The organism is Acinetobacter sp. YH12039 (assembly GCF_013420015.1).
GTDB classification, from domain to species: Bacteria; Pseudomonadota; Gammaproteobacteria; order Pseudomonadales; family Moraxellaceae; genus Acinetobacter; species Acinetobacter amyesii.
In genome coordinates this window covers 74,838-94,929 of record NZ_VOZA01000012.1, presented here as the reverse complement: position 1 = coordinate 94,929, position 20,092 = coordinate 74,838, and the positions used below count along the sequence as shown (strand labels likewise).

Here is a 20,092-nt window from a genome sequence, read left to right as displayed (position 1 = left end):
TACAGCGTGGTACAGATGAGCAGAATATAAGAATTCGGGCATTTCTCACCCGAATTTCAGGTAGGCAACAGAAAAGGGGAAAATTAGAAAGTGCCCCTGCCATACTGGCAGGGCTTTCAATACTATTAAACACTCTTCAGTTGTTGTCAGAGTATTCGTCTGATGAGCTGAATGCGATTGCTCAGATCGCATTCAATTTATAAAAAATGTGTAGATACCTATGCCTACAAGGAGAGGGAAACTCCTTTACAAGCCTTCTATTGGTTATAAATATTAAGTGGTATCTCATTCATCAAATGATAAACATCAATGACTATCGTGACTGGCGACAGGGATGTCGCTGTAAGGTAAAGGTCACATGGATGTACCTTTTGCCTGAGAAGGATTTTAGTTACTTTGATCCGTCAAAGTAAAAATCTGCCTACACAGTAAACTATCATCACTCAATGAAAAATTGTGGCCATGTAATAAATTAAGCGCCTTTTCATTTAAAAAAAAGGAGCTCAAATGAGCTCCTTCTTCTACAACTACAAAATGACAATTAGTCAATTGCAGGTGTATATGTACCGTCAGCGATTGGGCCTTTGATACGATCCGCTTCTGCAAGCACAAGAGCAAGTAAATTCTTCACGTTATCTAAAGTCGCTACTGGGCTTAAAGTCGTCATTTTCAAAGATTGAACCTGACCTACTTTAGTTACACCAATATTCGCTTCACCACGAGCAAACAATTCGTCTGCAACGTTTTGGTTCAATGTATCTAACAATTCAGCTGGGTAACCTTCAGGGATCACACGGAACAATACCGATGCAAATTGCGGATCAACCAGCATTTCTAGACCGTCAGTTGCATTGATATAATCTGCAACATCACGTGTAAGACTTACACCATGATCGATCATCGAACCGTAAAGCTCTTCACCTAGCGCCTCAACTGTCATCCACAATTTCAACGCATCAAAACGGCGAGTGGTTTGCAGTGACTTAGACACTAAGTTAGGTACACCATGCTCTTCATCATAAGCAGAGTTTAAGTACTCAGCTTCATAATGCATGAAACGATAGTTCGCTTCATCTTTCAGCAAGAATGCGCCACATGAAATCGTTTGGAAGTAATGCTTATGGAAATCAAGCGTTACTGAGTCAGACAGTTCAATACCGTCTAACATTGAACGATAGTCATTTGAAAGAATCAGTGCACCGCCCCATGCTGCGTCGATATGCATCCACGCGCCATATTTATTGGTGATTGCACGCACTTCTTTCAATGGGTCAATCGCGCCCGCATCAGTTGTACCCGCAGTTGCAACTACACATGCCACGATTTTGCCTTCAGCTTGAAGGTGCGCCATGGTTTTCTCAAGTGCATCCATGTCCATGCGTGCATTTGCATCTACAGGAACAGTGACAACAGATTGGAAACCCATACCCATCATGGCCATGTTCTTTTGCACAGAGAAGTGTGCATTTTCAGAACAGATCACTTTGACGTTACGCATTGCTTCTGCAGGTACGCCATCACGCTGAACAGACCACGGATTGCCGTTTTCGTCTTTCCAGTTTTTAGCAATACATGCATCACGTGCAAGCAAAACACCCATTAAGTTAGACTGCGTACCGCCAGAGGTGAATACACCTGCTTGACCTGCACCATAACCAACTTTTTGGCGAAGCCAGTCAATTAACTGAACTTCCATCAATGAACCGGCAGGGCTTTGATCCCATGAGTCCATAGATTGGTTTGTCGCGTTAATGAGCACTTCAGCGATTTGGCTTGTTACCATTGTTGGGCAATGCAAATGCGCTAAAGAATGTGGGTGATGTACTTTTAAGCTTTTGTTTAAGAACAGCTCAACCATACGGTCTAGTGATTTTTGTACACCCATACCTTCTTTTGAAGGATTGAATGCAATTGCACTACGAAGCTCTTTAATGCTACCGCCGGTGTACATTTTGTCATTTTGCAACCATGCAGAAACGGCTTTAACCGCTTCGCCCATTGCTGACTGATAGTCAGCAATGGATTGTGCATCATTGCAGAATAACGCTTTACGATGTTCTGCAAAATCAACCATTACGCGCCTCGAACTGCAACTAGTGCTTCAGCAAGTGCTTTTTTGAAGCGAACAATTACTTCTTCACATTCAGCTTGGTTAATGATCAATGGGCAAAGTAAACGAATTACAGTACCATTACGACCACCTTTTTCTAACAACAATTTGTTGTTGAAACATGCTGCTTGAATTGCTGCTGCCAATTGAGAATCACCTGGTAAAGACCCCATGTGATCTGCTTTTTGACGTTCATCAACAATTTCAACACCAATCATCAAACCACGGCCACGTACGTTGCCGATACATGGGAATTCTACCGCTAATTTTTTAATTTCAGCTTGTAAGAAGTCGCCACGCTCTTGTGCGTTTTGAGCCAAGTTTTGTTCTTTGATGGTTTTGATTGTTGCAAGACCAGTACCCATAGCAAGTTGGTTTCCACGGAATGTACCCGTGTGACCTGCGGGTTGCCATGCGTCAAACTTACGTTTAATACCCAATACTGCAAGTGGTAAGCTACCACCAACTGCTTTAGACATTACAACGACGTCTGGCTCAATACCTGCATGTTCAAAGGCAAACATTTTACCTGAACGTGCAAAGCCAGCCTGTACTTCATCAAGAATCAACACGATGTTGTGCTTTTCAGTCACTTCGCGGATTTTCTTTAACCATTTTACAGGTGCAGTCACTACACCGCCTTCGCCTTGGATTGCTTCCAAGATTACAGCTGCAGGTTTCGTTACACCGCTTTCTACGTCTTCAATGAAGTTTTCGAAATAATACGTTAATGCGTCTACACCCGCTTCACCACCTATGCCTAATGGGCAACGGTATTCATGCGGATACGGCATAAATTGAACACCCGGCATTAAGCCGTTCACAGCATTTTTAGCAGACAAATTACCTGTCATTGCTAAAGAACCGTGAGTCATACCATGGTAGCCACCTGAGAAGCTGATTACTGAACTACGACCTGTGTAAGTTTTTGCTAATTTAATTGCTGCTTCTGTACCATCTGCACCAGACGGGCCACAGAACTGTAGACAATACTCTTCTTTACCACCAGGTAATTGCTCAAGTAGTGCTTCAGTAAAAGCATCTTTTAAAGGCGTTGTTAAATCCAAAGTATGCAATGGGAGGCCACTTGCAAGTGTGTCTTGGATACTTTGAATTACCGCAGGATGATTATGGCCTAATGCCAATGTTCCTGCCCCAGCTAAACAATCGAGGTACTCTGTACCTTCAACATCAGTAACCCAACAACCTAAAGCTTTTGCTATCGCAAGTGGAAGTTTACGCGGATAGCTACGAACATTGGATTCCATCTGGCTTTGGCGAGTCAAATAGTATTCGTTAGTAGAATTAGTGGCAGGGTTTACAGAAGAAACGCTCATATCGAATTACCATCTCTGATATGGGTTGAAAGAAATAAGTCGGGTGACTTGCGGTCCTTTGACTCGGTGCTTTATGAGTTTCTAGTTAGCTTTAAAAGCTCTTTGAGTATGGGCTAACTAGGAGGCGGATGATACAGACTTTTTCAAGAAAATAAATCACTTTTATGATCAAATAAAAAGATAATTTAGAGAAAAAACAGATCTATTCCATGGATATCTTGAATTATCATCTTACAGTGTGACAAAACAAAGAAAACCTTTTTATTTTATGCTTTTTTACAACTTATGAATGATTATTGTAATCTTCAATTATTTAAACAACTAAGTGCTGATTATTTAAATAAATATTCATCAAGCACTGCATTTATTTTTCTTGAAAGATTTACAATCCCACCACAGATTTTCCTTTAATCCATCACAATCCCCTTTTAAGATAAGAGCATAAGCTAAATTAGTCATTCTGAAAGAAGAATAGGTCATAACAATGCGTAAAATTATCTTATCTACTGTTTTATTAGCATCCGGTCTAGGTTTGGCAGCAGCAACTCAAGCAGCCGACCCACTCAATTACAACATCGTGAACATTCAGGCGGATGCCACTCGCCAAGTGTCGAACGACCAAATGCATGCCGTTTTATATATTGAAAAGTCAAATAAACAACCGGCTGAACTTGCTACCCAAATCAACCAATTGATGACCCAAGCGGTGAACACAGCCCGTAAATACCCTGCGGTAAAAATCGAAACGGGATCTCAAAGCACCTACCCGATTTATGACAATGACAGTCGTAAATTGAAAGAATGGCGTGGTCGTGCCGAAGTGCGTTTAGAAAGTACAGACTTTAAAGCAGCTAGCCAATTGGTGAGCGAGTTACAACAAAATTTCCAAACTCAATCCATCAGCTTTAGTGTGTCAGATGCACAGCGTAAAAAAGTAGAAAATGAGTTGATGGTTGAAGCCTCTAAAAACTTTCAACAACGTGCCCAAGCGCTCGCTCAAGCATGGAATAAATCAGGCTATAACTTAGTTAATATTAATTTAAATACCAGCAATTATGGTGGTCAGCCTGTACCACGTATGGCCATGATGAAAGCTGCAGCAGCTGATGCAATTCCAGAACAAGAAATGGCAGGTGGTGAATCTAAAATCACGGTCAGTGCAAACGGCTCTATCCAGTTTAAATAATTAAATTCATTTTAAAAAACCGTGCTTTAGCGCGGTTTTTTTGATTACAAATTTCACTTATTCTTTATTTAAATTAAAAAGTCTATTAGCTTAATCAAACTCATAGTTTTAAATGATAATCATCCTTATTTAAATTTATCGCACTCAAGATTATGATACGCGCTCTCTCTCCATTGCTCACACTTTTATGTATAGTTCAAGCAAAAAATCTCTAAAGCTTCAAAATTTCCCGCTATTACCGCTGAGTATTGCCATAGGTATAAGCATGGTTGCCACTATGGCTTCTGCTGCTGAAAATACAGAGACAGCACAAGCAGATGTTTTACCCACCATCACCATTGAAACTCAAGGGAACTGGCTGGAAAACGCCAATGAAAAAAAGGTGCAAAAGCATGCCGGTGCGCGGACCATCATTGACCGTAAACGCTTAAACGAAAGCGCAGCAACATCTCTTAAAGATGCGTTACGCCAAGTTCCTGGTGTTCAGGTTCAAGAAAATAATGGTACTGGCGGTAGCGATGTTTCATTAAATATTGGCGTTCGTGGATTAACTTCTCGCCTCTCTCCACGTTCAACTGTGTTGATCGATGGCATACCAATGTCATTTGCACCGTATGGCCAACCACAGCTTTCGATGGCGCCTGTCTCTTTAGGAAATATAGAATCTGTTGATGTAGTCCGTGGTGCAGGTTCTGTCCGTTTTGGGCCACAAAATGTCGGCGGTATTATCAACTTTGCCACACGTAGCATTCCTGAAGACTTTAAAGGTACCGTGGCATTAAACTCTGAATATGCAACAGGTACAGATCAGGTAAAATTAGGTCCTAGTCTGTTTGTTGGTGGAACATTAGATAATGGTTTAGGTCTTGCCTTACTTTATTCAGGCACTAAAGGCAACGGTTATCGTGAAGCGAACAATAAAAATGACATTGATGATGTCATGTTAAAAACCGCTTATGACATCACTGATCAGGATAAAATCGCGTTAAATTTACATCACTACGATGGTACAGGTGAAATGCCTGAAGGTTTAAGCACTGCTGAATTCGAAGCAAATCCATATCAAACGTCGCATTATCGTGATTTTTTCACTGGCCGTCGTTCAGATGTATCGCTGCGTTATACACATAAAGAGACACGAACAACTTTGAACTTTTAAGTTATTACATCGATTCATTCCGTACCAGCAATCTTGAATCCACCTTAACCAATGGCAATCATCGCTTAGATACTTCACCGCGTGATTATAAAGTCTTTGCCATTGAGCCACGTTATTCTCGTAGCTATAGCTTAGGTAGCACGCTGAATGAAGTGACTGTAGGCTACCGTTATATGGATGAAGAAAGCACCGAGTTCGCAGGCCGTACTGAATACGCTGCAGATGCTGAACCCGGTCAGTTTATAGCACGTACCCGCAGTGCGGGTGGCACCAAAGCACACGCAGCTTATATTGATAACCGTATAGAACTAGGTAAATGGAATATTACACCTGGCGTTCGTTTTGAATTGATTGATACGCAAAACAGTTTTAGTGCCTATAAAAATGGCGTATTACAAAATACTGTTCATCCATCAATCCAATCAGATGAATTTTTACCAAGTTTAGCTGTCCTGTATAAAGCAACAGACCATTGGAATTTCTTTGCTAATGCAGGTGTTTCTTTTGGTCCACAGCAATATAACCAGTTAGCGACAACACAAGGCACTACAGCGGTCACCACCTTAGATGGCTTACATCCTGAAAAGTCTAATAACTATGAAATTGGTACCAAATATTTAGGCAATGGTTTGAGCGCTGAATTAACTGCGTTTTATCTAGATTTTGACAAAGAACTGATTTTAGAACGTGATGCTGCAAACAATGGCATTTGGACTGACCTCGGTGCTACAAGTCATAAAGGGATCGAAACCGGTTTTAGCTATGACTTTGGACATTTAGCTAACAATCTCGAAGGCTTAAAAGCCTATGGTAATTACACCTATACCAAAGCAGTTGCTGAAGCAGGTAACTTTAAAGGTAAAGATTTGCCCTTCTATTCACAAAATGTCGCAAACTTTGGCTTAGGCTATAAATACGATGCTTGGTCAATCAATGCCGACATGTATGCTCAATCTAAACAACGTGCCCCAGCTAACCAAGATTCGGGGATCTACCAAACTGAAGAAACGGCAAATGGTAAACTGGGCGATATTCCAGGCTATTCAACTTTTGCTGTGCGTACCGGCTATGACTTTGGCGGTTCGCTACAAGGGGTTAAAGTTGCTGCTGGTATTAAGAATGTCTTTGATAAACAGTATTTCACCCGTTCATCAGATGCAACAGGTGGTAAATATATAGGTCAACCACGTAGCTTCTTCTTACAAACTTCATTCGACTTTTAAACTGGTCTAAATATCAAAATCCCACCGCGTGTGGGATTTTTATTGAACAACACATATGGACATCCACATATTCATATGTGAAGATATATGTAAATCCATATATACAGATAAACATGGAACAGACTGAATTTTTCAAATTACTTGCAGATGAGACTCGTCTGAACATCATCATGCTGTTGGCATGTAAAGGTGAACTCTGCGTCTGCGAACTCACTGAGTATCTTGAATTAAGCCAACCCAAAATTTCACGTCATTTGGCTTTACTGCGTTCATCAGGTGTGCTGAGTGATCAGCGTAAAGGTCAATGGGTTTATTACTCCATTCACCCTGTACTGCCTACTTGGTGTACACAAATACTTGATGTCATGCGTCACCAAGAACGATTTAAAAATCTCGATTTAAACTCTCCGAAAGGCACTACAACATTGTGTGAAACGCTATGAATTTTTTATTTCTATGTACTGGCAATAGCTGCCGCAGCATTTTATCCGAAGTACTTTTTAACCATCGTGCCCCTGAAGGTTTCCATGCCTATAGCGCAGGTAGTAAACCTTCAGGACAAGTCCACCCGTTTACCTTGAAAACCCTACAAAACCTCAATCTACCGACTGAGGGTTTGTCGAGTAAAACCATCGCAGCATGTGAACAATATCAACCCGATGTGGTAATTACCGTCTGTGGTTCTGCCGCTCAAGAAGCTTGCCCAATTTACTTAGGCTCTGCCATCAAAGCCCACTGGGGCTTAGAAGATCCTTCCCATTTAGAGCTTGTAGATGAAATAAAACTTGCAGCATTTCTTGATACCGTGGCGCATATTAACCGCCGTTTAGATGCTTTATTTGCACTCGATTTTACGCAATTAAGTCGTGAAGAACTCAACCTAGAAATCCAAAAAATTTCAGAGATCCAATAATGGCTGCTGCAAAACTGTCATTTCTAGACCGCAATCTAACGCTATGGATTTTTATCGCAATGGGGCTAGGCATTGCGATTGGCGTGTATATTCCAAGTGCTTCAAGGGCTTTAAATCAACTCAATATCGGTGATGTCAATATTGCGATTGCCATTGGTTTAATCCTGATGATGTATCCGCCTTTGGCTAAAGTGGATTACAAAGCCCTGCCTGAAGTGTTTAAAGATAAACGTACCTTGTACCTATCACTGGTTCAAAATTGGTTAATTGCGCCTTGCCTGATGTTTATTTTGGCGATCGTTTTTTTACAACACTACCCTGAATACATGACCGGTTTGATTCTGATTGGTTTAGCACGTTGTATTGCGATGGTTCTGGTTTGGAATGATTTAGCTTGCGGGGATAACCAATACGTTGCGGCTTTAGTGGCATTTAACAGTATTTTCCAAATTGCATTTTTTAGTACCTACGCATGGTTCTTTTTGAGTTTTTTACCGCCTTATTTTGGTATAGAAGCACAAGTGATCCAAGTCAGCTTTTGGACCATCACACATGCAGTATTGGTGTATCTAGGCATTCCCTTCCTGCTCGGTTTCCTAACGCGTGCCATATTGGTAAAACAAAAAGGTCTGGATTGGTATAAAAATCAATTTATACCCAAAATCAGCCCCATCAGTTTAATGGCATTACTCTTTACCATTGTGGTGATGTTTAGCCTCAAAGGTGCAGATGTCTTGAGCCTTCCAATGGATGTACTGCGTATTGGCATTCCCCTCACGATCTACTTTGTGGTGATGTTTTTCATTAGCTTTTTGATGAGCAAATGGATGGGTAATAATTACGCCAAAACCACTGCCATATCCTTTACCGCAGCGGGTAATAATTTTGAACTTGCCCTCGCTGTTGCCATCGCCACCTTTGGCATTGCATCTCCGATTGCATTTACCACGATTATTGGCCCATTGGTTGAAGTGCCTGTGCTTATTGCATTAGTGAGTGTATCGCTCTGGCTAAAACGCAAATGGTATAAAGAGAACTAAAATGAAGCTCCCCAATATTCAACTAGATTTACTTGAAACACCGCGTTTTGAACAAGTTCAAGCTAAAGCACTTGAACATCCGCCACGCATTCTGCTGCTATATGGCTCTAACCGTGAACGCTCATTTAGCCGCCTAACGGTATTGGAGGCGGGTCGAATCCTTGAACATTTTGGTGCAGAAGTCAAAATTTTTCATCCTAAAGGTCTTCCACTGCCTGAAGATGCTGAAACTTCACATCCCAAAGTTCAGGAATTACATGAATTACTTGCATGGTCTGAAGGCATGGTTTGGTGTTCGCCAGAACGACATGCGCGATGAGCTCTATATTGAAAGCACAAATTGATTGGATTCCTTTAGCGTCAGGTGCCATTCGTGCTACTCAAGGTAAAACGCTGGCGTTAATGCAAGTCAGTGGTGGTTCGCAATCTTTTAATGCTGTTAACCAAATGCGCATCCTTGGGCGTTGGATGCGGATGATCACGATTCCAAATCAATCTTCCGTTGCAAAAGCATTTTTAGAGTTTGATGAAAATGATCGCATGAAACCTTCCTCTTATTACACTCGCATTGTCGATGTAATGGAGGAACTATATAAATTTACCCTACTCACACGTGGTCAATCTGCCTACCTCACAGATCGCTATTCTGAACGAGTTGAAAGTGCGGAAGAACTCTCTAAACGGGTTAATCAAAAGAACCTTTAATGAAAAAACTCCTGCATCTGTGCAGGAGTTTTGGTCTAAAAAATTCATCAACTTTAACTTAAGACAATAATTTATAAAATAATGTCGTTGAATCTAATGCACCCGTATGGCCCAATGAAAATTGTGGAATGATCCCGGTTTTTATAAAGTTAAATTTTTCATACAGCCTTTCAGCGAAATCGCCTGTACGCGTATCAAGTACAAGTAATTTCAAGTTCAAGTGTTTTGCTTGATCTTCTGCAAGTGTTAATAGTTGGTGAGCAATGACTCGCTGACGTACCTTTGGATGCACCATAAGTTTTTCAATCTCAGCACGATGCAGTGCATTGGCTTTGGTGGCACGAACCAATTGTACTGTGCCCACAATTTCACCGCTTTGTAGCGCCGCCCACAAAAAGGTTTTATGCTTTTGAATATCCTTTGTCACAGCAGACCAATATTCATCATAGTGCGACTTAGATTCTTTAGCTAAAAAACCCAGTGATGCACCATCTTGCACACATTGTGCCAATAATTCGCACAGTTGAGCCTGCTCATCTTTTAGATCTTGAATGTTTAAATATTGAATTTCGCTCATCTTCTTTTCCTCTTATTTCTATTTTTATCGTTATATTCAAATGGCATGCCATAAAAAATCCCGCTCGAAAGCGGGATTTTTTACATTTCTTTAACTTAATAGATCGACATATGATTGCGGTGAATCATTTCCAGTGAACGTGCTTCACCGAGTACCTGATGCACTTTGTCTGATGCCAGACCTTTGACGATCTCAGCTGAACGTGAACTAAAGTTCACACGTCCGACCGCAATACGGTGACCTTGTGTATCGACACATTCCACCACATCACCACGCTCGAAATGCCCTTCAACTGCTTTCACACCTACAGGTAATAAACTGCGGTGATTATCACGAATGGCTTTGACTGCGCCATCATCAATTACTAAACGACCAGCTGTTTGTAAGTGTGCAGCTAACCATTGTTGATGGGCTGTGACACGGTCATTATCCGTAATGAATAAAGTACCGAGTAATTCACCGGCCATCACACGTGAAAGCACATTGTCGCTATCGCCGCTTGCAATCACTGTTGGACAACCTGACTTGGCTGCCAAACGTGCCGCACGAACTTTGGTCAACATACCGCCACGACCGAATTTACCGCCGCCGCCAGCCATATCGAATAATGATTCATCCATTGCACGTACTGTATGGAACAGTTTTGCATCTGGATTCGAACGAGGGTCAGAGTCGAACATACCTTCTTGGTCAGTTAGAATCACCAAGAGGTCTGCATGAACCTGTCCAGCCACCATCGCAGCTAAAGTATCGTTATCGCCAAAGCGGATTTCGTCAGTCGACACTGTGTCATTTTCATTGATCACAGGAATCACACGCCAATCGATCAAATGCTGCAAAGCATCACATGAGTTTAAATAGCGACGACGGTCTGCCAAGTCATCATGCGTTAACAGCACTTGTGCTGTACGAATCGAACGTTGTTCTAATACGCTAGACCAAGTATGAATTAAGCCCATCTGACCAATGGCAGCACAAGCCTGTAGACTGGGTAGATCTGTGGGTCGGTTGTCCAAATTCATACGAACCATCCCTTCAGCCACAGCACCGGAAGACACAAGAATGATCTCGTGTCCTGCATTGTGTAGTTCTGCAATTTGTCCCGCCCAATGCGAGATTGCATCCAGATCTAACCCTTTTCCGTTTGCTGTGAGTAGTGATGATCCGATTTTAACAACGATACGTTTACAACCCTTGAGCTGACGTTGCCCATCTACCACTTCTATCATCTTGTCCTCAGACTTGTTTGCTTTGACACTTATTCAGCAATTAACGTACGTAGTACGATTCTGCCTCATCATCACCGTCTTCAAATTCATCATCAAAGTCTTCACCTTGACCTGCCAGACGTTGTTGACGACGCATTTCACGATATGCTTCTTTCGCAGCAAGCGTTTGCTCACGTGTTTCAGCTTCAAGCTGATCACGGAATGCTTTAACTTCTGCAGCATATTCAGGATCTTCAGTTTCGCGTTCGCGCTGCTCTTCAATTTGATCCATCAGGTAATACACAACGTCTTTAGTACCTTCAAACGTTAAACCTGAAGTTTTGAATACAGGGCCTTTCCACTGCAACTCTTCGAGAATGTGATCACACCATTCATCACGCGTTTCAGCCGCCAATTGGTCTACTTTATTGAGTACCAATACAACAGGTAATTTTGAAAGTGTTGGGGAGAATTTTTTCAACTCTTCCAAAATTGCTTTTGCATTGTACGCAGGGTCAGAACCATCAATCGGTTGAACATCTACGATGTGCAATAAAATACGTGTACGCGCCAAGTGTTTCAGGAATCGAATACCTAGACCAGCACCTTCTGCAGCCCCTTCGATTAGACCCGGAATATCCGCCATTACAAATGAACGGTGACTATCGGCATCAACCACACCTAGGTTTGGCACCATTGTGGTAAATGGATAATCTGCAACTTTTGGTTTTGCTGCTGAAACTGCACGGATAAAGGTTGATTTACCCGCATTTGGCATACCCAACAAACCAACGTCTGCGAGTACTTTTAATTCAAGACGAATTTCACGATATTCGCCTTTTGAGCCGTGTGTACATTTACGTGGAGAACGGTTGGTTGAAGATTTGAAGTGAGTATTACCCAAACCACCTTCACCACCTGCTGCCACTAACACACGCTGACCGTCAGCCACTAAGTCGCCGATGATATCGCCAGATTCTGTATCTACAATTGTTGTGCCCACTGGAACGAGCAATACGGTATCTTCACCGCCACGGCCTGAGCAGTTCGCTCCACGACCATTTTTAGCACGTTCTGCACGGAATTTACGTGTATAACGATAATCTACTAGGGTACTTGTGTCGTTGTCGGCTTGAACGTATACGTTACCGCCACGACCACCATCACCACCATCTGGACCACCAAATGGTACGAATTTTTCACGGCGAAAACTGGCTACGCCATTGCCACCGTCGCCAGCCTCTACGGTAATGACTGCTTCATCAACAAAGCGCATGTTTGCCAATCCTCTAAAAACTTTAAAACCGCTTATTCTGCCATATTTTAAAGAATTTCTCGAACAATATTATTCAGCAATACTATAAATTTCATTCATCTTGGTGCTGATGCAAATTTTTAGGAAAATCCGCACATCGCTCGAAAATCTTTAGCTCATCATCAAAATAGCTTTGATAAATAGCAAACGAATTTCACTCCCCATTTCTGAAAGCTATTTACGTGCATTATCCTTGGCTTCAATAATTTCAGGCAAGGTTCGTTCAACCCAACCAATCAGATGCATTAACTTTTCTGCAGCCTGTGAGCCCATTAAAGTCAGTTGATATTCAACTTTGGGTGGCACGACTGGATAGACTGTCCGTAAGATAAAACCATCTTGCTCGAGCATTTTCAGCGTTTGAGCCAGCATCTTTTCGCTTACCCCTTCGATACGTTGCTTAAGTTCACTAAAACGGTGTACCCCTTCAGTCAAACAACGTAAAACTAATACTGACCATTTATTGGTGAGATGTTCCAATATTTCTCGAGATGGACAATCTGTGGATAAAACTTGACCTAATAATTTACTTGTAGCGTATGTGTTCATTAAATCTTTCCTCAAAGTCACTAACTTACTTTTTGGTACGTACTTACATTTAGTAAGTTAACAGATTAAGATTCAACCATCAAGATCATTGATTCAACAATCAGAGGGTTTAAATATGAAAATCGCAATTACAGGTGCAACAGGTCAACTAGGCCAATTGGTCCTTCAATTTTTATTGAAAGAAACCGCGGCCGAAAACATCATCGCTTTAGTTCGATCACCAGAAAAAGCAGCATCTCTACAAGCTCAAGGCATCGAACTTCGTCATTTTGACTATGATCAACCAGATACACTTGTTCCTGCACTACAAGGTGTCGATAAATTATTACTCATTTCTGCCAATGAAATTGGTCGGCGTACTCCACAACACAAAGCCGTAATTGATGCTGCAGTAGAAGCGAAAGTTCCATATCTTGCTTATACCAGCCTGTTACGTGCAGATACGTCACCATTGGGTTTATCTCAAGAACATCGTGAAACAGAAAGTCTGATTCAAGCTAGTGGTTTAACCTATACCTTCTTACGAAATAACTGGTATGTCGAAAACTATCTTGCTGCTGCAGGACATGTGGTGGAAACAGGTACCTTATTTGGTGCAGCAAAGGATGGGAAAATTAATGCAGCGACCCGTGCTGACTATGCTGAAGCAGCTGCAAAAGTACTTACAAGCTCTGGTCATGAGAATAAAACCTATGAACTTGCAAGCTCAGACAGTTTCACATTGGCACAGCTTGCTGAAACCCTACAGCAAGTTTCAGGTCAAAATGTTCACTATCAAAATCTAACTACAGAAGACTATACACAAGGTCTATTACAAGCTGGATTACCTGCTGGTCTTGTAGATGTGATCGTCGATGCCGATATCAATAGCATTGACGGTGCGATGCAAAGTGATCGTAAGGACTTGGAACAGTTACTCGGTCACCCAACTACTTCTCTACGTAGTGCTGTTGAAGCTGCTTTAAAATAAGATTGAACCCACAAAAAAGCCCGAATTGATTCGGGCTTTTTTTGAGTTGAATCATGCTTATGGATGTACATTTTTTATCGGCAAATCCATATTCATATCTAAATTTGCCTTGGTATTACGCTCTGCGTTGTACATCGTGGCATTAAAGGTTGCAATTTTTCGCATGGTCATCGGGTCATTCAGTTTTAGCTGTGGTGCAAACTGATGTACCACATGCAAATCAACTTTTTCATTAAACTCAAAATACACAGGGCCATTAAAATTAATTCGAATAGGAATGTTATAGGTTCTTTTCAAATGAAAAGGCACATCTAACTTGACAGGAATGTCCATTTTTAAGGGAAATTTCGGCACAAGTTTATTTTTAATCACCAAATCTGTGGTCGCCTCAAGCGGCATCGTCTGGTTAATTTGAATATTGGTGGAATAATCAATATCCACTGAGATCGGAACCTCTACACTAAACTGCAAATCTGCCAGATATTTTCCCTTTAAGGGCAGTTACAGCTTCCGATCTAAAGCAATCTGCGTATCCAACGTCCCGATGGACTGCGTTTGCAAATAATTGCCAACGGAAATTTTGGTGGGTAGTGAATGCGACAATTGAATATCTGCATTTTTTGCACGTACTTGCATCGACGCATAAATATTTAAATACAACCAAAATAGTACCGCAACCAACAATGCAACTGCGATAAAACTCAAAATGATACGCTTCGCCGATTGAAATATCCACATGGCTTACTCCTGAGCTTTCGCTTCAGTTTTGGCATGCTCTCTATTGAGTCGCATTGTTTTTAGTGGAATCACCAATTCACCCTTTTTAATTTGAACGGGCAACGTATTTTGTACGTCCACTGTCGCTTTCAATGCCGTTTTAATTGGAACATTCAAATTACCTTCAATAGGAATGTTGGTTTTTAAATTTGCATTGAGTGGAATATGCAGGTTTTCTTTCAGCACGGTTTTGACTGGCGCATCAAATTTTAAATGTACTTTTTGCTCCAAAGGCACATTCATATTTACTGAAATATCCAATTGTATCGGGATATCACCTTTGAGTGGCAATGTCACATCCTGCCCCATGACTCTGACTTTCACTTTGGTATTCACAGGAAGGTTTTGATTCACTTTCAAAGTTTCACGCACTGGAATCGTGGTCTTGATCGGGACTTGATTATCAAAATACACCCGTGGTGTCAGCGTTTGAGTTAAGGGAATATTTAAATTTTCATGTATCGGAATTTCAGCATTCACCCGCCCTGTCACATCCACATCCAAGGCATCATGAATTTTGACTTCGGCTTGTAATGGCTCTTGCAGGTCGATATTGACGTTTTGATTTTCTAGTGGGATATAAATATTAAAGTGCTTAAACACCCAAATGGCGATGAGTACACCACAGAGTGCAGCAAACACAATAAATGCCAATCCACTGAGCATGTGCTTTGCTTGCAAACTAAATTCCTTTTGCTTTTTTATTTTTACAGCTTTATTTTGAACACATTACCCAAACCAGTTTGCAATTTTTTGTATTTATTTCTTTAATGATTTCATTAACTTAAAACTTGAATATTTTAGTTGGCTTTTTCATTATAAATGACTCACACGCATCTAACAGTGGCAGAAATAACAAGACATTTCGATGCTTTTGATCAATCCATTCATCGTCTATGCCTTAAGCTACTCATCCCTACTCTTTAGATAAAAAAAAGAGCCTCAAATGAGACTCTTTTTTAGCTTTCACAAATTATGCATTTGTTTCAGCAGGAATTTTTGGATAGCTTACGCCGCCCATTTGTTCCGCAATACGTAATACTTGGCAGCTATAACCCACTTCGTTATCGTACCAAACATATGCAGTTAAACGGTTACCAGAAGTGATTGTCGCTTGAGCGTCGAATACACCTGCAGTACGTGAACCGATAAAGTCAGAGGATACAACTTCAGTTGAGTTTGTATAACCAATTTGACCTTGAAGGTTAGAGTTGATTGAAATTTGGCGAATGTATTCATTCACTTCTTCACGATCAACATCTTGACCTAAAGTAAGGTTCAAAATTGCAAGAGATACGTTTGGAGTAGGTACACGTACTGAGTTACCAGTCAATTTACCTTGAAGAGCAGGAAGCGCTTTAGCAACAGCTTTAGCAGCACCTGTTTCAGTAATAACCATGTTCAATGTTGCAGCACGGCCACGACGGTCAGCTTTATGATAGTTGTCGATTAAGTTTTGGTCGTTCGTGAACGAGTGAACTGTTTCAACATGACCATTGATCACTGTGTACTTGTCGTTTAACACTTTCAGTGTTGGTGTGATCGCGTTTGTTGTACAGCTTGCAGCAGAGATGATTGTATCTTCATCAAGGATGTCAGCTTGGTTCACACCGTATACAACGTTCTTCATGTCACCTTTACCAGGTGCAGTTAGAATTACACGTGCAGCGCCAGCGCATTTAAGGTGCTGTGCAAGACCTTCAGAATCACGCCATTTACCTGTGTTATCGATTACAAGTGCATTGTTAATACCGTAAGCAGTGTAATCAACTTCAGATGGGTTAGACGCATAGATCACTTTGATGAAGTTACCGTTTGCAATGATTGCTTCGTTTTCTTCATCAACAGAAATCGTACCTGCGAATGGACCATGAATAGAGTCACGACGTAACAAAGACGCACGTTTTTCTAAGTCACCGTCAGATGATTTACGAACAACGATTGCTTTAAGGTTAAGACCACGGCCTAAACCAGATTGGCTGATCATCAAACGTGCAAGGATACGACCAATACGACCGAAACCGTAAAGTACAACATCACGGTTTTCAACGTTAGTTGCATTGCCTTCAAGTGATTTCACAGCGTCAGCAACGAATGCGTCAACATCACCGCCTTTTTCTTTGAACTCAACAGCAAGTTTGCCAAGATCAATTTCAGCAGTACCGATGTTTTCGATTTTCGCTAAAGCTTCAAGAATTGGGAAAGTGTTCACAACTGAAAGTTCAACGTCAAGTACGCGAGTACGACGATGCGCTTTAAGAATTTGGATAACCGAACGGTTAATTAAAGAACGACCGTATACTGTAGCTACGATGTTTTTTTCACGATATAACTGACCCACTAGGGCAATCATACGTTCCGCGATTTCTTCACGGTTTTTCCAGCGACCTTGGTGCTCTGCATGTAGGGCAACGATAGTGTCTTTGCTCACAGATACGTCCTCTAATTAATTGTAAATCTAAGCATAAATTTCAAAACCCCACAATTGTAATGGAAAACTGAAAATTAATGAATCTAAAAGCAGATTTCGACAAGGTTATTTTGTTATATATTCACTATCAATTTTCAAAATAATCATGATTAGTATTATGATTTTATAGCCGAAAGTTGAAAAACAGGCTTTTTCGCAGATTTTTGTCACAAAATTTCAAATGTAGTTTTATCAACCAGATCTCAGCAGATTTAGCTCAAAGATGAACGAATATTTATATTTTTCAAATTGTGGTGTTTTTTATTTTGCTCAATTTATAGTATTTTTACTGATGCTAAGCTCGTAATAATAAGTTCACATTTTTAAATGATTTTTAAGAATATTCGACGGAGTCTTACACCTGAGGTTTGAATAAAGGGTTTAGCCTTCAGCTGGAGGTACTCTTACGAAACGTTGTTTCTCATTTGGCAAAATGAGAAGCGTGCTTCATAAGGAAACCATCTTGCGGAGCAATGCTCCTCACCGCAAAACTCGTTCACTACTGTCAATTTATTCAAAGTATTGCAAAAACATTTTTTATTAGAAATAACCTTGTCTTAGACAATTGAGGATAACATTACCGAGTATCGTTCTTTTATTTGGATCAAATTACGCCTCTAATGTTACTGCCTAACATTAGTTTTAAAGTCAGATCAATATTTAAAATTCTGTTAATTTTTCAGATTCTCAGCAAACTTTTCCAAATTAAAATCAAAGAAATTTACACTCAGCTCTAATATTTTCGGTAGTGCATTTAAACCATTCTCTCCAGTACTAATCGCAAAATATCTCTGATCACTAAAAGACTGCACCTTTAAGGCATTTTCACATGGCTCAAAATCGAGATTGACGAGCTGTGACGCATGTTCCTTTAGCAACATTAAAACCTGCATATAAGTTTGTCGCTTTTTTTGCTGCTGCGCTTTTAAAGCATCGGCTTCAAGGCTTTCATACTCCCCTGTTTTCGTCATGCGTTTGGAAAATCCAACATGCGCGCCATGGGCACCCGTATTTTCTACAATTACGTCTTTAGCAAAGATCTTCTGTTGATCCTCGTTCGGCTGCAAGAGCGCTTTCAACGCCGTATGAATTTGCTGTGACTGCTGATGATGTAACTCCCAATCATCTTCGTTTTGAACATGAAAAATGTGCGTACGCCGTTTCAACAAAAGCACCTGCCAAGCCTGTAGTTGAAGTCGCAGTCGCTTCAACTCCAAACTTGCCTCAAACTTAGGGCAACTACTCAAGACGTTTAGACTCGTGATGAGCTTCTGAGATATTTGCATGCTATGGAAAAATACAAAGTCATGCTGTATCTGCTCACTCAGTTGATATTGAACAGTCTGATGTAAGGGCTTCAATATCAATGTATTGAACTGCTGCTCAAAAGCAGGTAAAACCGTCGCTAATTGAGTAGCATCCTCTACATGCAGCATTAAAAGTAGATGCTTATCTACCCGTGTATGTAGTTGCTGCATTAAATTTTGTAGATCTAAATGTATAAAACCTGCAATGGATGCCAACTTTGAGACTCGAAATTTTAATTGTTCGATCTGCTGATTCTCTAAAGCAGTAGTTAAATCTATGGCCACCCCATCAAAAACGTCGTCTGCTAAGGCATCATTATGCTTTGTCGATAAAAACCGAGTTGCTGAATACTGCGTCGTCCAATCTAAATCAGGCGACAAAATATAAATAAACTCAGATGTTTGTACAATTTGTAAATATCGCGTTTTTTGTTCACGCTTTAAATAATATTTAAAAATCGGATGTTGCCAAACCTCAGATGATTTCGGGATAGAAGCATCAAAAACTTGCCCTAACATATGTGACTTTAAGAAAATCTCGATCAAGAAAATTTTAACTTGCAGAGCAGTGAGTTGACGTGCATCACTCGGCGCAATCAAATCCATTTCACGAATGATTTGTGCGGCATTTAAAATAAAATGCCGATGTAATACGTTTTTTTCATGCTGTAATTCAAAATCTTCTTCTGCATCTATTTTATTGATATAGAGTAGGTTTTCTTCTAATTTTTGCGCAACTTGAATACTCTGGGTCAATATCCTAAGTTCTTCGAGCTGTGTTGCCAAATACTGTGCATGCTCACGCATGACATCATATTTTAGTACTTTCATCAGCATACCCAAATTCATCGGTACATCGCTTTGATACGACTGTGATGAAGACTCCCAACGAATACCTTTTTGCGATAACACCTGCTGTATCTGTGCTAAATTGGATTGATCAAGATCAGTGCATACTTCAGATACAATACTCCGCCAATGCTGATCCAACACAGGCTCTAGCTGCAAAAGTTTAGCGTTTTGATGAAATGGGACAACCACTGACTGCTTCCTGTATCTTGGTTCTTTAATCGATCTTTTATCGATTTCAGTTTATTTTTATCTAAAATAAATATTTTTGTACACCATCATTCAATGCTGTTCTTCCTAAACAACAAATTGAATCATGGCGTGTTTTAGTTTTCTAAGTTTAAGATTTTATTAAAAAACAGCAAGCATTAATTGTAAACTGATCAATTTAACGTAC

14 protein-coding genes and 4 pseudogenes are annotated in these 20,092 nt (G+C 40.6%); 8 read left to right on the top strand and 10 right to left on the bottom strand.

Translation table 11 applies throughout. The annotated features are described in order from the left end of the window. Window positions 1-203: pseudogene (locus tag FTT98_RS17965) on the top strand (transposase); the annotation flags it as partial. Window positions 204-541: 338 nt separating this feature from the next. Here FTT98_RS17965 and FTT98_RS07615 read toward each other — a convergent pair. After that, entirely contained in the window at window positions 542-2,074 is a 1,533-nt protein-coding gene (locus FTT98_RS07615) for an aspartate aminotransferase family protein (protein ID WP_180177217.1), read from the bottom strand. Further along, entirely contained in the window at window positions 2,074-3,447 is a 1,374-nt protein-coding gene (locus FTT98_RS07610; RefSeq protein WP_180114575.1) for a diaminobutyrate--2-oxoglutarate transaminase, read from the bottom strand. The genes FTT98_RS07615 and FTT98_RS07610 overlap by 1 nt, the downstream gene beginning before the upstream one ends. 484 nt (window positions 3,448-3,931) lie before the next feature. Here FTT98_RS07610 and FTT98_RS07605 point away from each other — a divergent pair, with 484 nt between their 5' ends. From FTT98_RS07605 to arsH, 6 genes and pseudogenes are all read left to right on the top strand, one after another. After that, window positions 3,932-4,633 (top strand): SIMPL domain-containing protein, encoded by a 702-nt coding sequence (locus FTT98_RS07605; protein ID WP_180114576.1) that lies wholly within the window; start codon window positions 3,932-3,934, stop codon window positions 4,631-4,633. Window positions 4,634-4,820: 187 nt separating this feature from the next. Continuing rightward, window positions 4,821-7,015 (top strand): annotated as a pseudogene (locus tag FTT98_RS07600) (TonB-dependent receptor family protein). Between the two features lie 113 nt (window positions 7,016-7,128). After that, on the top strand, window positions 7,129-7,458 hold the full coding sequence (locus tag FTT98_RS07595) for a metalloregulator ArsR/SmtB family transcription factor (protein WP_180114577.1): 330 nt from the start codon (window positions 7,129-7,131) through the stop codon (window positions 7,456-7,458). Further along, the gene (locus FTT98_RS07590; RefSeq protein WP_180007690.1) at window positions 7,455-7,928 is read left to right on the top strand and encodes an arsenate reductase ArsC; all 474 of its coding nucleotides are present in this window, start codon (window positions 7,455-7,457) and stop codon (window positions 7,926-7,928) included. Before FTT98_RS07595 ends, FTT98_RS07590 begins: the two co-directional genes overlap by 4 nt. Beyond that, window positions 7,928-8,968: an ACR3 family arsenite efflux transporter gene (arsB, locus tag FTT98_RS07585; protein ID WP_180088086.1), complete on the top strand. Its 1,041-nt coding sequence runs from the start codon at window positions 7,928-7,930 to the stop codon at window positions 8,966-8,968. The genes FTT98_RS07590 and arsB overlap by 1 nt, the downstream gene beginning before the upstream one ends. 1 nt (window position 8,969) lies before the next feature. Then, window positions 8,970-9,673 (top strand): annotated as a pseudogene (gene arsH, locus FTT98_RS07580) (arsenical resistance protein ArsH). 58 nt (window positions 9,674-9,731) lie between these two features. On the opposite strand, the gene FTT98_RS07575 reads toward arsH, so the two are convergent. The 4 genes from FTT98_RS07575 to FTT98_RS07560 all read right to left on the bottom strand — a co-directional run bounded on the left by FTT98_RS07575 (window position 9,732) and on the right by FTT98_RS07560 (window position 13,322). Then, window positions 9,732-10,250 carry a GNAT family N-acetyltransferase gene (locus FTT98_RS07575; RefSeq protein WP_180114579.1) on the bottom strand — a complete coding sequence of 173 codons (519 nt, stop codon included), beginning with the start codon at window positions 10,248-10,250 and terminating at the stop codon, window positions 9,732-9,734. A 95-nt stretch (window positions 10,251-10,345) separates the two neighbouring features. Beyond that, window positions 10,346-11,479 (bottom strand): glutamate 5-kinase, encoded by a 1,134-nt coding sequence (gene proB, locus FTT98_RS07570; RefSeq protein ID WP_180177216.1) that lies wholly within the window; start codon window positions 11,477-11,479, stop codon window positions 10,346-10,348. Between the two features lie 40 nt (window positions 11,480-11,519). Then, window positions 11,520-12,734 carry an Obg family GTPase CgtA gene (gene cgtA / locus FTT98_RS07565; RefSeq protein ID WP_078190204.1) on the bottom strand — a complete coding sequence of 405 codons (1,215 nt, stop codon included), beginning with the start codon at window positions 12,732-12,734 and terminating at the stop codon, window positions 11,520-11,522. Between the two features lie 213 nt (window positions 12,735-12,947). After that, the gene (locus FTT98_RS07560; protein WP_180177215.1) at window positions 12,948-13,322 is read right to left on the bottom strand and encodes a helix-turn-helix domain-containing protein; all 375 of its coding nucleotides are present in this window, start codon (window positions 13,320-13,322) and stop codon (window positions 12,948-12,950) included. Window positions 13,323-13,437: 115 nt separating this feature from the next. Here FTT98_RS07560 and FTT98_RS07555 point away from each other — a divergent pair, with 115 nt between their 5' ends. Next, window positions 13,438-14,292, top strand: coding sequence for an SDR family oxidoreductase (locus FTT98_RS07555; RefSeq protein ID WP_180007685.1), 855 nt, complete (start codon window positions 13,438-13,440; stop codon window positions 14,290-14,292). 57 nt (window positions 14,293-14,349) lie between these two features. Here the strand turns inward: FTT98_RS07555 and FTT98_RS07550 are convergent. The 4 genes and pseudogenes from FTT98_RS07550 to FTT98_RS07535 form a co-directional block, all read right to left on the bottom strand. Further along, window positions 14,350-15,030 (bottom strand): annotated as a pseudogene (locus tag FTT98_RS07550) (hypothetical protein). 3 nt (window positions 15,031-15,033) lie between these two features. Then, window positions 15,034-15,735, bottom strand: a complete 702-nt coding sequence (locus FTT98_RS07545) for an MFS transporter (RefSeq protein WP_218947574.1) — start codon at window positions 15,733-15,735, stop codon at window positions 15,034-15,036. A gap of 307 nt (window positions 15,736-16,042) precedes the next feature. Then, entirely contained in the window at window positions 16,043-17,500 is a 1,458-nt protein-coding gene (locus FTT98_RS07540; protein WP_168379186.1) for a glyceraldehyde-3-phosphate dehydrogenase, read from the bottom strand. A 710-nt stretch (window positions 17,501-18,210) separates the two neighbouring features. Further along, entirely contained in the window at window positions 18,211-19,887 is a 1,677-nt protein-coding gene (locus FTT98_RS07535; protein ID WP_180114581.1) for a hypothetical protein, read from the bottom strand. Window positions 19,888-20,092 lie beyond the last annotated feature (205 nt).